Annotated in this window: 13 protein-coding genes; 4 read left to right on the top strand and 9 right to left on the bottom strand. The window is 71.0% G+C overall.

The window, feature by feature from the left end; all coding sequences use genetic code 11:
* Window positions 1-241, bottom strand: a 241-nt coding sequence (locus tag HC031_RS32735; protein ID WP_205863505.1) for a hypothetical protein, incomplete at its 3' end; no start/stop codon positions are given.
* Here HC031_RS32735 and HC031_RS31795 point away from each other — a divergent pair.
* Window positions 231-662: a class F sortase gene (locus HC031_RS31795; RefSeq protein WP_205863504.1), complete on the top strand. Its 432-nt coding sequence runs from the start codon at window positions 231-233 to the stop codon at window positions 660-662. The genes HC031_RS32735 and HC031_RS31795 overlap by 11 nt on opposite strands.
* Before the next feature lie 109 nt (window positions 663-771).
* Here HC031_RS31795 and HC031_RS31790 read toward each other — a convergent pair whose 3' ends face one another.
* A complete protein-coding gene (locus HC031_RS31790) occupies window positions 772-1,518 on the bottom strand; it encodes an MBL fold metallo-hydrolase (RefSeq protein WP_167929164.1) in 747 nt (248 codons plus the stop codon).
* Between the two features lie 165 nt (window positions 1,519-1,683).
* Between HC031_RS31790 and HC031_RS31785 the strand changes: the two genes are divergently transcribed.
* From HC031_RS31785 to HC031_RS31775, 3 genes are all read left to right on the top strand, one after another.
* Window positions 1,684-2,709 (top strand): LLM class F420-dependent oxidoreductase, encoded by a 1,026-nt coding sequence (locus HC031_RS31785; RefSeq protein WP_167929163.1) that lies wholly within the window; start codon window positions 1,684-1,686, stop codon window positions 2,707-2,709.
* Between the two features lie 86 nt (window positions 2,710-2,795).
* Window positions 2,796-3,584: an IS5 family transposase gene (locus HC031_RS31780; RefSeq protein WP_167929162.1), complete on the top strand. Its 789-nt coding sequence runs from the start codon at window positions 2,796-2,798 to the stop codon at window positions 3,582-3,584.
* A gap of 41 nt (window positions 3,585-3,625) precedes the next feature.
* Window positions 3,626-5,005: an RNA-guided endonuclease TnpB family protein gene (locus tag HC031_RS31775; RefSeq protein WP_167929161.1), complete on the top strand. Its 1,380-nt coding sequence runs from the start codon at window positions 3,626-3,628 to the stop codon at window positions 5,003-5,005.
* A 176-nt stretch (window positions 5,006-5,181) separates the two neighbouring features.
* Here HC031_RS31775 and HC031_RS31770 read toward each other — a convergent pair whose 3' ends face one another.
* The 7 genes from HC031_RS31770 to HC031_RS31740 all read right to left on the bottom strand — a co-directional run.
* Entirely contained in the window at window positions 5,182-6,342 is a 1,161-nt protein-coding gene (locus HC031_RS31770) for a M20/M25/M40 family metallo-hydrolase (RefSeq protein ID WP_167929160.1), read from the bottom strand.
* Window positions 6,335-7,165: a M55 family metallopeptidase gene (locus tag HC031_RS31765; protein WP_167929159.1), complete on the bottom strand. Its 831-nt coding sequence runs from the start codon at window positions 7,163-7,165 to the stop codon at window positions 6,335-6,337. The genes HC031_RS31770 and HC031_RS31765 overlap by 8 nt, the downstream gene beginning before the upstream one ends.
* Window positions 7,162-8,304: an o-succinylbenzoate synthase gene (gene menC / locus HC031_RS31760; protein WP_205863503.1), complete on the bottom strand. Its 1,143-nt coding sequence runs from the start codon at window positions 8,302-8,304 to the stop codon at window positions 7,162-7,164. Before menC ends, HC031_RS31765 begins: the two co-directional genes overlap by 4 nt.
* Before the next feature lie 5 nt (window positions 8,305-8,309).
* On the bottom strand, window positions 8,310-9,086 hold the full coding sequence (locus tag HC031_RS31755) for a hypothetical protein (protein ID WP_167929158.1): 777 nt from the start codon (window positions 9,084-9,086) through the stop codon (window positions 8,310-8,312).
* Between the two features lie 35 nt (window positions 9,087-9,121).
* The gene (locus HC031_RS31750) at window positions 9,122-11,170 is read right to left on the bottom strand and encodes a dipeptide ABC transporter ATP-binding protein (protein WP_167929157.1); all 2,049 of its coding nucleotides are present in this window, start codon (window positions 11,168-11,170) and stop codon (window positions 9,122-9,124) included.
* Entirely contained in the window at window positions 11,170-12,078 is a 909-nt protein-coding gene (locus HC031_RS33730; protein WP_167929156.1) for an ABC transporter permease subunit, read from the bottom strand. The genes HC031_RS31750 and HC031_RS33730 overlap by 1 nt, the downstream gene beginning before the upstream one ends.
* The coding region (locus HC031_RS31740; RefSeq protein WP_167929155.1) for an ABC transporter permease at window positions 12,075-13,064 on the bottom strand (990 nt) is incomplete at its 5' end. The genes HC031_RS33730 and HC031_RS31740, both read right to left, overlap by 4 nt.

Genomic DNA, 13,064 nt, shown 5'->3' with positions numbered 1-13,064 from the left:
GTATGACCAGGTATCTGCCGGGATCGGCCCGCAGCGCGGTGATCGGGATGTTCACCGTCCTGGCCGCGCTGCTGGCCCTCAGCCCGGTCACACAACTGGTCACAGGTGACCCTTCCCGGTCAAACGGGGCTGTCTCGTCGACCCACCGGTCGGTGAGGCAGCCCGCCCCGGTACCGCCGTCCAGTCCCGGGGTCGTGCCGTTGCCCCGGTCGGTGCCGGTGCGGGTCTCGGTGCCGGCCATCGACGCGACCTCGTCGCTGATCCCGCTGGGGTTGACCCCGGACGGCGGGCTGGAGACGCCGCCGGTGGAGGATCCGATGCAGGCCGGCTGGTATTCGCTGGGCCCGACGCCGGGCGAGGCGGGCGCGGCGGTGATCGTCGGGCACGTCGACGGCTACAGCGACCCGGGCATCTTCTATCAGCTGTACAAGCTCAAGCGCGGCGACCAGATCATCGTCGCGCGCCAGGACGGCACCACCGCCCGGTTCACCGTCTACGGCACCCGGCAGGTCGACAAGGACAGCTTTCCCACCAGCCAGGTCTACGCCACCACCACTCGGGCGGAGCTGCGTCTCATCACCTGCGGCGGCCTGTTCAACTACGGGACGGGCAACTACACCGACAACATCATCGTCTTCGCCGCCCTCACCAGGGCCCGTTGAGCCCGGCCGCCACCACCCGGACGCTCCGTCCTCTTCTCATCAGTCTCGAACGATGGCTCGTGTCGATCGAGCCATCGTTCGAGACTGGCTGTCCACCAATCCGCCGGTCCTAACGTGGCGACCGGTCGAGCGCCTGCCGTACCGCCACGTCCGGGCTGCCGTGGAACGCCGGGCCGTGCCCGGGCACGACCACCTCCGCGGCCAGGCCGCGCAGCCGCTCCAGGGAAGCGCGGGCCTGGGCGGTGTCGGTGTTGAAGAACGCCGGTAGCAGCTGTGGCCCGGACTGCCGGGCCAGGGCGTGACCGGTCATCAGCGCGTCGCCGACGAGCAGCGCGCCGCGGTCGGGCAGGTGGAAGCTGGTGTGCCCACTGGTGTGCCCGGGTGTCGGCACGGCGACCGGTGCGCCCGGAACGTCGAGCCGGCCCGCGGTGAACGGCTCCAGGTCGCGCAGCCGCTCGGGACGCGCCCCTTTCAGGCGGAGCACGTCGAAGAGCCAGACCATCACGTCCGGCCGCCAGAGCATGCGCAGCAGCGTCGCCTCGCTGACCTGTTCGATCCGTTGGCCCCGGGCGTTGGCCACCTCCCGCTCGTGTACCCGTACCGGCAGCCGGTGTACCCGGCGAAGGTGTTCGACGCTTCCGATGTGGTCGGGGTGCCCGTGGGTGAGCAGGATGGCGCTGAGATCGGCGGGGGAGCGGCCGATCGCTTCCAGCGAGGCGGCTACCCGGGCACGGTCGCCCGGGTAGCCGGAGTCCACCAGCGTCACGTCGGTGCCGTCGGTCACGAGCACCCACGAGACGTGCTTGGCCCGTGCATGGTGGACTCCCGGCGCCACCTCGACCACGTCGACCCGCATGCCGGCCTTCCATCCACAGGGAGTCGGTCCGCTCCAGCATGGCAGAAGTCACGGCGGCGATGTGGCTCCCCGGCCCCGCGCCCGGTTGACCCGGGAGACCCTTTCCCATATCCAGGACAGAGCGCTCCGTGGCCGCCGGCCGCAGCCCGACAGGAAGGTGCAGGCATGAAGGTCGACAGGGACGCGGGAACGGCGACCGGGCCCGCAAGCATGGCCGGACTGGCCGCGGACGCCGAGCGGGCCGGGTACGACGCCGTGTGGCTTCCGGAGGCGAGCCACGATCCGTTCATCGGGCTCGCGCTGGCCTCGCCGCACACCGAGCGCGTGGAGCTGGGCACCGCCATCACCGTCGCGTTCGCCCGTAACCCGATGACCACGGCCTACCTCGCCAACGACCTGCAGTCGGTGTCCAAGGGACGGTTCATTCTCGGTCTCGGTTCACAGATCCAGCCCCACATCACCAAGCGGTTCAGCATGCCCTGGTCGCATCCGGCGCCGCGGATGCGCGAGTACGTCTCCGCGATCCGTGCCATCTGGGAGTCCTGGGCGACCGGGGAGCGCCTCAACTTCCGCGGCGACTTCTACACCCACACGCTGATGACGCCGTTCTTCAACCCCGGGCCCAACCCGTACGGCAACCCGAAGATCTTCCTGGCGGGCGTCGGCGAGCACATGACGACGGTCGCCGGTGAGGTCGCCGACGGCTTCCTCTGCCACGCGTTCACCACGGAGCGGTACCTGCGCGAGGTCACGCTCCCCGCCCTGCGGCGGGGTAGGGAGAAGGTGGGCTCCACCCTGGACGGATTCGAGATCTGCGGACCCTCGTTCGTCGTGACCGGCAACAACGAACAGGAGCTCACGGACGCCGTGACGGCGACCAGGAAGCAGATCGCCTTCTACGGTTCGACCCCGGCCTACCGCAACGTCCTCGAACTGCACGGCTGGGGCGACCTGCACGGTGAGCTCAACCGGATGTCGAAGCAGGGCCGGTGGGACGACATGACCGACGCCATCGACGACGAGGTGCTGCGGGCGTTCGCCGTCGTGGGCGAGCCGGAGCGGGTGGCCGACGAGATCCTCCGGCGATACGGGGACGTGGTCACCAGGATCTCCTTCTACGCCCCGTACGAGAGCGACCCCGACCGGTGGGCCAAGGTGTTCGCCGCGCTGCAGGCGGCCGGAAAGGACTGAACGACGCCGGGCAACGCGACAGTCATCTCACTGACTGTGTTCTATTTTGAGCTCAAGTTCTGCGAGACCTGACCGACCTATCGTGCGTGGCGTACCCGAGTGATCTGACCGACGACCAGTGGGCGGTGCTGGAGCCGTTACTGTGCCGGGCCTCCAAGCGTGGGCCGAAGCACGCCGACCTGCGGGCGGTGGTGAACGGCATCCTGTACGTGACCCGGGCCGGCTGCCCGTGGCGGTATCTGCCGGGCGAATACGGGCCGTGGACGCGGGTGTGGTCACAGCTCCGGCGCTGGTCACGCAACGGTACGTGGGCGACGGTGCTGGCCGCACTGCACGAGCAGGCCAGGGCGGCCGCGGGCCGGGACCGGCTGCCGTCGATGCTGGTCATCGACTCCTCCCTCGCGCGGGGTGCGTCGCAGGGTGGAGTGACGTTCCACGACCGGGGTGGGCCGTACGGGGCGACGAACGGCGCCAAGCGGGTGGTCGCGGTTGACGTGACCGGCTTGCCGGTGGGCGCGCTCGTGGTTCCGGCGTCGACGACCGAGCGCCGGGCGACGGAACTGCTGCTCGAGCATCTTGCTGAGCTTGGCGCTACGGACCGGTTGGAACTCGTGCTGGTGGACCGCGGGACCACCGCGAAAGCAGCACGCGCGATGAGCGGCCGGTTCGGCTTCGAGGTACGGCGCGTGTTCCACGAGGCGCGGCTGAAGGAGTTCGTGCCACTGCCGTACGCGTGGCGGGTGGAGGTCACACACGGGCGTATTGGCCGCGCCCGGCGGCTCACGAAGTCTTCTCTGAACACGACCGCCTCGGCGACCGGGTGGCTGCACATCGCATGCGTGGACCTGCTCCTGGCCGCGCTCGCGCCGGCGTAGAACTACTGCGATTGTCGTACCTTGCTGGCACGATACGGCCCATGCCGAGCGCGACCGGGGACGACGACACGCCACTGGTGTCGCACACCGGCGCGCTGCTCACCCGCCCGGTGACGTTCGTGTTCACCCTCGTCCCGACGGCCGAGCAGGACCAGCTTTGCTTCCAGCACGCCGGCGCGTTCCGGCTCGTGTTCAACCACCACGTCGCGCGGGTGTTCGCCAACCTCGACCAGCGCGAGGCCGAGAAGTCGTACGGACTCGAGGGCGAGCAGCTGACGCCGGCGCTGTCGTGGAGCAAGGTATCGCTCATCAACCACATGAACGCGTGGAAGAACGGCCACGCCCCCGACTCCCCGGTCACTGAACTCGCCCACGGCACTACCGTGCGTGGCCTGCCGTGGCGGGATGCGGTGTCCGCGGACGTGTTCGAGACCGCGAGCGTGAACGCCGCCCAGGCGCTGAAGAACTGGCGTGACTCGTTCCGCGGTGAACGCAAGGGGAAGAAGGTCGGCCGGCCGCGGTTCAAGGCCAAGCACCGCACCACGCCGACGTTCCGATTGCGCGCCAAGTACACCGAGGGCAAGACCCCACCCGTCCGGCCAGCCGGTCCCCGCGCGATGAGGTTCCCGAAACTGGGCGAGATCCGGGTCGCCGAGCACACCGGTCGCCTCGGCAAGATGCTGCGTACCGGCCGGTTCCACCCGTACGCGGCAGCGTTCACCTACCGCAACGGACGGTGGCAGGTGGCCGTCACCGGGATGGCCGCCGAACACCACCACCTGCGCCGCTCCACCCGCCACCGTCACGACCGCCCGGCCGGGGTCGACCTGGGCGTGCACAAGCTCGCGGTGGTAGCCGACACCGATGGTCTCGTGCTGCACGAGTGGACGGGGGTGAAACCGTTGCAGCACGCCCAGGCACGCCTCAAGCTGGCCAACCAGGCTCTTGCGAGAACCAAGCAAGGGTCGAACGGACGGAAGAAGGCAGTACGACGCCTGGGCACGATTCACGCCCGGGTACGGCAGCTGCGCCGCCACCTCCTCCACGACATCACCAGCACGCTGGTCACGCGCTGCTCGACCGTGGTCATCGAGGACCTGAACGTCGCCGGCATGGTCCGCAACCGGTCCCTCGCCCGGCACCTCTCCGATGCCGCGCTCGGCGAGCTGCGTCGGCAGCTGGAGTACAAGACCGGCTGGTACGGTACCCGCCGCGTGGTCGCCGACCGGTGGTTCCCGTCCAGCAAGATGTGCTCGCGCTGCGGGCACATCCACGACGGGCTCACCCTCGCCGACCGTGTCTACCAGTGCCCTGAGTGTGGGCTGGAGCTCGACCGGGACGTGAACGCCGCCATCAACCTCGCCACGCGCGCGTTCGAGCCGGTGCCCGATGTCGCACCGCCACAGCCCGTGGCCGCCTGACACCCGTCATGTGTCTGCACCCGGATGAGCCGGGGAAGAGCCGGTCGCCACCCTGCACCACTGGGGTCCTGGACCGGAACCCGAACCAGCACCGACTGGCACGGGAAGGGAACCAACCACCCGCCACACGGCTGGTGAAGGGAACCCGGTGTGACCCTGAAATGGGACACACTCAGTCAGCTGAGATACGCGGCCAGCAGCGCCGCGCGCCGCAGCAGCGAGCGGATCGACGCCTGCTCGGAGGCGGCGTGGGCGCCGCTGCCGTCCGGGCCCAGCCCGTCGACGGTGGGAATGCCCATGGCACCGGTCAGGTTGGTGTCACCCGCGCCGCCGGAGAAGCCGGTCGACAGGGTGATTCCCATCCCGGCCGCGAGCGCGACCAGTTCCGCGGCCAACGGGTTGGCGGGGTCGGGCGCCCAGGCCGGCCGGTAGGACAGCCGGTTGGTCCGGACCGTGGCGCCCGGGCGGACCGGCCGCAACGACTCCAGCGCCTGCAGCACCGCGCGCTCGGCCTCCGCCGTGGCGAACCGCAGGCCGACCTCGGCGCGCGCGTGACCCGCGACGACGTTCGCACGCGTGCCGCCGGTGATGACGCCGATGTTCACCGCCGCGTCCGGCGGGCCGGGCCGCAGCCCGCGCAGCGCGACGAGGTGGTCGACCAGTTCGTCGATCGCCGGGACGCCCAGCGCCGCGTCCAGGCCGGCGTGGGCCTCGACGCCGTCGACGGCGATCTCGACCCGCGCCACCCCGCGCCGTCCGACCTTCAGCCCGCCGTCGGGCATCGGCGGCTCCAGACCGATCGCGGCGACCGCGCCGTCGGCGTGGGCCGCGACGACGCGTTGCCCGTCCGGGCTGCCGGTCTCCTCGTCGTTGACGATCACCAGGCGCACCGCGCGGCGCAGCGGCGTTCCCGCCTCCGCCAGCATCATCATCGCCAGCTCGACCGCGACGAGCGCGCCCTTCATGTCGTACACGCCCGGTCCGGTCACGGTGTCGCCATCGGCGGCGAGCCGGAACGGGCGGGTCGCCGTCGTTCCCTTCGGGAAGACGGTGTCCGAGTGCCCGATGATCAGGATGTGGCCGGCGGGCGCACCCGCCCCGTCCGCCGGCCAGTGACAGACGAGATGCTCGCCGGCCGGGCCGGGCTCCCACCGGATACCGGCGCCCACGGCCGCGTACGCGGCGGCCAGCTCGTGGTTGACGGCGGACAGCAGGTCCGGCGCGTCCGACGGGCTCTCGGCCATCACCAGCGTCTCGAGCCGCGCCAGCGCATGGCCGCGCATCGCCTGAGCGGCGGCCAGCAGGCGCCGCCCAGCGACATCGCGGTCGTCACCCATACGTGGGCTCGATACCGGAGGTGACCACCCGCGTCAACGCGCGGAAGCAACGGATCGCCTCGTACATCGTCGGCAGCGTGAAGCGCACCGTCAGGTCCGCCACCCGCTCCACACCCGGGATGTAGGTCGCCAGCGGTGCCAGGTGGGCCGCGTCGAAGGACACCTCGTACGTGTAGCCGTCCGGCGCCGTCTCGGTCAGCTGCGGCGGGGTGGCGAGCGCCCGGCGCGCGCCCGCGGCGATCAGTTCGGAGCTCGCCTTCGGGGGCAGGCAGATCGCGGAGTACCGGTCGACACAGGTCTTGACCGCCACACCGACCGCCGACGGCGCGTACTTCTCGGCGTCGCGGCAGGTGAGGTCGTCGCCGGTGACCAGGACCACCGGTACGCCGAACTCGGCGGCCAGGATGGCGTTCATGCGCCCCTCGGAGGCCGGCTCGCCGTTGATCTTCACTGCCGTGATGGTGTTCGGCAGGTAGGTGTGGGCGAGCACGCCCTGCTCGCCGGCGCCGGTGTGGTATCCGACGAACGCCACGGCGTCCGGGGACCGGTCGATCCCCTCCATCATGCCCAGCGGCTTGTGCGTGCCGATCAGCAGCGTGGCCCGCTCGTCGAGCTGGTCGAGCAGCAGGTTGCGCTGGTCGGCGTGCGCCTCGTTGACGAGGATCTCGTCGGCTCCCGCCGCCGCGAAGCCGGCCACCGCCGCGTTCACGTCCGCGGTCAGGAACCGGCGGCAGTACTCCCACCGGGGATGGCCGGGCTCGCAGTCGTCCGGGAAGGTGACGCCGGTGACGCCTTCCATGTCGGCGGAGATCAGTACCTTCAACGTCGGCTCCCATCCTGGAGTGTGCGGGTACGCAGGGTGTGGTCTTTCAGCATGGTCTCGTCGACCGTGACGCCGATCCCCGGCCGGGACCGCGGCACGGCGACGGTCCCGTGCTCCGCCCGGATCGGCGGGGTCACGATGTCGGCGCGGTAGTACTTGTCCGAGCCGGAGACGTCCGACGGCAGGGTGAACCCGGGCAGGCTCGCCACGGCCAGGTTGACGGCCCGTCCGACGCCGAACTCGTGCATCCCGCCGCACCACACGGGAACTCCGGCATCGCGGCAGACGTCGTGTACGGCTATGGCGGGCCCCACTCCGCCCAGGCGCGACACCTTCACGTTGACGATGGAGCACGCCCGCAGCGCCAGCGCGCTGCGCAGCACGGCGACCGAGGTGATCGCCTCGTCCAGGCAGACGGGAGTCTCCGCCCGGCGCGCCAGCGCGGCGTGTGCGAGCAGGTCGTCGGCGGCGAAGGGCTGCTCCACCATCAGCAGTCCGTACCCGTCGAGGGCGACGAGCCGGTCGATCTCGGCGGTCGTGTAGGCGGCGTTCGCATCCACCTGCAACGCGAGGGCCGGGAACGCCGCGCGGACCGCGCGGACCGGCTCCAGATCCCAACCGGGGCGGATCTTCAGCTTGACCCGCCGGTAGCCGTCGCCGACATGCCGGGCCACCTGCTCCATGAGGGCATCGATGCTCGGCTCGATGCCCAGGCTCACCCCGGCCTCGACGCGGTCGGCCGTCCGCAGGCCGAGCAGGTCGACCAGTGGCACGTCACGAGCCTGGGCGAGCAGGTCCCAGCAGGCCATCTCCAGGCCCGCCCGGGCGAAGTGGTTGCCGGAGACCTTCGCGGTCAGCCGGGACGCCTCGTCCACCGAGCCCCAGGGGCGGCCCAGGAGCATCGGTACCAGGTACTCGCCCAGGATCTGCCAGCAGCTCTCGGTCGTCTCTCCACAGTAGAAGGGATCGGACGGCGAGGCGCACTCGCCCCAGCCGACCAGCTGCCGGGTACCGTCCGTCGCGGTGGCCCGTACGAGGATGTGGTCGAGATGGTTCTTGCGGTGCGAGCTGGTCTCGAACCCGTGGACCAGATCCAGGCGCACCACCGCGAGCGTGACCTCGGTGATCGTGATCGGCATGGGTGTCAGTCGCTTTCCGGGGCGAGCGGCGCGGGGCGCGGCGCGAAGCGGTATACGGCGATGTCGGCGTCGACCCGCTGGCACGAGACCGCGATCCGGCCCGACTCCAGCGCCGAGGTGAAGGTCGTGCGCAGTTCGCGGCGCAGCTCGCGGGCCGCGGTCGGGCCGATCTCGACGCGCTGTCGGTCCCACCGGGCGGGCACCGCGATCAGCAGGTCGTCGCCGTCGGCGACGCAGCGGCCGAGCCGCCAGCACGCTGCCGGACCGAGCGGACGCCGCGGCGGCACCGGTCGGGTGACCGGCCACTCGACGATGAACCGGTCACTCTCGTCTGCACTGTCGCTGCCGAATCCCTGTGGGCCGTACATCGCGGGGACGAGGGCGATGACGTCACCGCCGAGCACGTCGAGGTTGAAGTGGGCGTTGCGGGTCTTGAACGGGTCGAAGGCCCAGCGCATCCGGTCGATCCCGGCGGCGAGGCAGCGTTCGCGCTGGGCGTGCTTGAGCTGCCGTCCGATGCCCTGGCTCTGCAGTTCGTCGGCCACGACCGCGAGCTCCGAGTACTGGTAGGGCCGCGCCGGCCCGGCCGCCGTACGGTCGCAGCCGAGAAAGCTGTACGCGAAGCCGACGAGTTCCCGGCCGACGAACGCCCCGACCACGTATCCGCCGTTGCGCTGCACGGCGGTCAGCAGCCGGGGGTTGATGCTGCCGTCCAGGGGACGCAGCTTCAGCACCCGCCGGTACAGCGCGCAGCACGCCGACAGCTCGGCGTAACCGTCCACGTCGCGAACCGTCAGGTCCTGCGGTACCACGGCGATCACGCGCCGGTGACCGACGCCGCAGCCTGCTCGGTGGCGAGGTGGCAGGCGACCAGGCTGGCGTGCCCGCCGCCGCTCAGCACGGGCAGCTCACGGGTGCGGCACAGCTGCAGCTTCGGGTCGTCGGCCGGCAGCGCGGCGGCCACCGGGCAGCGCGGGTGGAACCGGCAGCCGGGCGCGATCGCGGTCGGCTCCGGCGGCTCCCCGGTGAGCAGTACCGGCGTCTGGTCGCCGACCGCGTCGGGCAGTACCGACAGCAGCGCCCTGGTGTACGGGTGCTTCGGGCGCAGCAGCACCTCTTCGACGGTGCCCACCTCGACGATGCGCCCCAGGTACATCACGGCGACCCGGTCGGCGATGTTCCACGCCAGGCCCAGGTCGTGGCTGACGATCAGCGCGGACAGGCCCAGCTCGTTGCGGAGGTTCAGGATCAGCCGCAGGATCTCCCCGCGTACCGAGGCGTCCAGCGACGCCACCGGCTCGTCGGCCACGATCACCGACGGTTCGAGGGCGAGCGCGCCCGCGATGACGACCCGCTGCTGCTGGCCGCCGGAGAGTTCGTGCGGGAAGCGCCCGAAGAACTGCTCGGGCGGCCGCAGCCCGGCCCGCGCGAGCGCGTCGCGTACCCGGGCGGTGAGGTCGTCGGTGAGCCCGTGCAGCCGCGGTCCCTCGGCGACGAGGTCGAACACGTTCTGCCGGGGGTTGAGCGCCCCGGCCGGGTCCTGCAGGACGAGCTGGGTGTGCCGCCGGTAGCGCTTGAGCGCCGAGCTCGAGTACCCCAGCGCGGTGCCCCGGTAGCGGACCTCCCCGCTCGTCGGCTTCACCAGGCCCACCAGGGCACGTGCGAGCGTGCTCTTGCCGCACCCGGATTCGCCGATCAGCGCGACGATCTCGCCCGCGCCCACGGTGAGGTTGACGCCGTCGACGGCGCGCGCCGGGCCACGGCCGCGCCGGGACGGGTACGTCACCTTCAGGTCGCGGACCTCCAGGGCGGGCTGCTCGTCGGTGGCGGGCCGCTCGGCGGTCGCCTGCGCCTCGGCGGACGAGGCGGCCGGCACGTCCGTGGCGGGCCCGTCGCCGTCGGCGTACTCGGGCAGCACCCGCAGGCAGGCGGCCTCGCGGTCCGGGCCGCCCGGCCACAGCGTGATGTCGCGGGTCAGGCAGTCGGGCAGCACCTGGCTGCACCGGGCCGCGAAGGCGCAGCCCGACGTCTGCGTGCCGAGCGCGGGCGGGTCGCCGGGCAGGCCGGCCGGCGCGAGCCGGGACACCGGATCGCCGATGGTCGGGAACGCCCGGGACAGGGCCAGGGTGTACGGATGCCTCGGCTCCGTGAAGAGCTGGTCGGCCGGTCCGATCTCGACCAGCCGGCCCGCGTACATGACGGCGAGCCGGCTGCACATGTCGGCGAGGACCGACAGGTCATGGCTGATCATGATGACGCCGATGTTCGTCCCGGAGACCAGCTCGTTCAGCAGTTCCAGGATCTGCGCCTGCACCATGACGTCGAGCGCCGTCGTCGGCTCGTCCGCGATGATCAGGTTCGGCCGGCAGGCCAGGGCCATCGCGATCATGACCCGCTGCCGCTGGCCGCCGGAGAGTTCGTGCGGGTAGGCGTTCAGCCGCCGGGCGGGGATGCCGACGCTGTCGAGCAGCTCCGCGGCGCGCTGCCGGGCGGCGCGCTCGCGTACCTTGTCGTGCAGCAGGATCGGTTCACAGATCTGCTGGCCGATGGTGCGCACCGGATTCAGCGCGCTCATCGCGCCCTGGAACACCATCGAGGCCTGCGCCCAGCGCACCGCGCGCAGCCGTCCCCACGTGGCGGTGCGCAGGTTCTCGCCCTCGAACAGGATCTCGCCGCCGATCTGAGCGCCCGGCGGCAGCAGCCGCAGCAGGCTCAGCGCCATCGTCGACTTTCCCGAGCCGGACTCGCCCGCGACGCCGAGGATCTCGCCGCCGTCGAGGGTGAAATCGACGCCCCGGACCGCCGGCAGGTCACGTCCGCCCTGCCGGTAGGTGACGGTGAGATCGCGGACCTCGAGCAGTGTCATTATCTGTTCACCATCCGGGGGTTGAGAACGTGCTCGACGGCTCGGCCGGTGAGCGTGAAACCGAGTACCACGATCAGGATCGCCACACCGGGAGTGAGCAGGTACCACCAGGCCCCGGCGGTGACCGCGCCCTGCGCGAACGCCGAGTTGAGCATCGATCCCCAGGAGACGTTGGTTGGGTCGCCGAGGCCGAGGAACGTCAGTGTCGCTTCGGACAGGATCGCCGAGGCGACCGTCAATGTCGACGACACCAGGATAAGCGGCATGACGTTGGGGAGCACCTGGCGCAGCATTATCTGGACATTGCCGGCCCCGAGCGCCTTGGCCCGCTCGATGAACGGACGCGCCTCGACCGCGAGCGTCTGCGCGCGTACGAGACGGGCCGTGGACGTCCAGGACGTGACGGCGATCGCGATGGTGATCGAGGTCGAGCCCTGTCCGAGCACCGCGGACAGCGAGATCGCCAGCGGCAGGCTCGGCAAGGCGATGAACCAGTCGGTGAGGTGCATCAGCGCGCTGCCCAGGCGCCCCTGGTAGTGCCCCGCGAGCAGGCCGATCGCGCTGCCGAGCAGCACGGTCAGCACGGTGGCGATGATGCCGATGGCCAACGAGGAGCGCGCTCCCCAGATCGCCAGCGCCAGCACCGAGCGTCCGGTCTCGTCGGTACCGAGGGGATAGTGCCCGCTCGGCGCCGCCAGCAGCGGTCCACTCGCCTTGGTGACCTCAAGCTGCTGCGGGCCGATGAACGTCGGGGCCAGCAGGGCCAGGACCGCGAACGCGGCCAGTACGGCCAGCCCGGCGATCCCGGCGGGACGGTCCAGATAGCCGCGCGCGAACCGGCGGAACGCGCCGAACCGCGGCGGTGCGGCCGGCAGGGGACCGGCGGGAACGGGCTCGACGGCGGTCACTGCGCACGCACCCTGGGATCGAGGAAGCGGTACAGGACATCCGCGATGAGGTTCATGATGATCACCGATGCGCAGAAGATGATGAAGGTGCCCTGCAGGAGCGGCAGGTCCGGGACCTTGAGCGCCTGGTAGGTGAGGTAGCCCAGGCCCGGCCACGAGTACACGGTCTCGACGGTGACGGCGCCGCCGATGATGCCGCCGATCTGCAGGAAGATCACCGTGACGGCGGGCAGCAGGGCGTTCGGAACCGCGTGCCTGCGGCGCACGTCGGCGTCGGTCAGCCCCTTCGCCCGCGCGGTGAGCAGGTACGGGCTGCCCAGTTCGTCGATGATGGACGACCGCATGATCGTCACGTACTGCGCGAAGACCACCAGGACCATCGTCAGACTGGGCAGCACCAGGTGCCGGGCGACGTCGAGGACGTGCGGCAGGCCGCCGGTGATGGACGGGTCGCTCATCCCGTTGGCGGGGAAGATGCTCGGGATGGGGCCGATCCCGACGCTGAAGGTGATCAGCAGGATCATGCCCAGCCAGAACGTCGGCATCGACCACAGGGCGAGCGAGACGCCGGACGAGATCCGGTCGAACAGGCTGCCGTGCCGCCATCCGCTGCGTACCCCCAGCCACAGGCCGACCACGACCGAGATGACGGTTGCCGTACCCATCAGCAGGAGGGTCGGCCACAGCCGGGAGACGACCAGTGACGCGACCGGCTGCTGGAACTCCCAGGACTGGCCGAGGCGGCCGTGCAGCGTGTCGTTGACGAAGTCGACGAAGCGCAGCCAGAGCGGCTTGTCCAGCCCCAGCGACTTGCGCAGTTGCAGCATCTGGGCCTGGCTGGTGGGGCGGCCACGGGTCAGCGCCCGTACCGGGTCAGCGGGGATCAGGCTGAACAGCACGAATCCGATGACCAGCGCGAAGAAGAAGCTGACGGCCGCGGCGAGCAGCTTGCGGCCGAGATAGCGGAGGAACTCGTACCGGCCGGC

Source organism: Planosporangium thailandense (genome assembly GCF_011947195.1).
In the GTDB taxonomy this organism is placed as follows: domain Bacteria; phylum Actinomycetota; class Actinomycetes; order Mycobacteriales; family Micromonosporaceae; genus Planosporangium; species Planosporangium thailandense.
This window is presented reverse-complemented; position numbering and strand designations above follow the sequence as displayed.